The organism is Bacillus sp. SIMBA_074 (genome assembly GCF_046534555.1).
Lineage (GTDB): Bacteria > Bacillota > Bacilli > Bacillales > Bacillaceae_G > Bacillus_A > Bacillus_A mycoides.
This window is the reverse complement of sequence record NZ_JAWRYM010001045.1, coordinates 1-245: the sequence shown is the minus strand read 5'-3', so window position 1 is coordinate 245 and position 245 is coordinate 1. Positions and strand designations below refer to the sequence as shown.

1 protein-coding gene is annotated in these 245 nt (G+C 51.4%); it reads left to right on the top strand.

Translation table 11 applies throughout. From position 1 onward, the window contains the following. Positions 1-245: hypothetical protein (locus SB773_RS33945; RefSeq protein ID WP_410594883.1), on the top strand; the 245-nt coding region annotated here is incomplete at both ends.

Genomic DNA, 245 nt, shown 5'->3' with positions numbered 1-245 from the left:
ACGTACCAGCGTGATAAGGTACTGACAGAGGTAGCAGAAAAGCGTCTTCAGGCCATCAAGGAGTTTACCGAGCTTGGCTCCGGCTTCAAGATCGCCATGCGCGACTTGTCGATTCGCGGTGCGGGTAATTTGCTCGGTGCAGAACAGCATGGCTTTATCAACACAGTCGGATTTGATTTGTACAGCCAGATGCTCAAGGAAGCGATCGATGAGCTGAAAGGCGAGGTCAAGCAGGAAATTGTCAC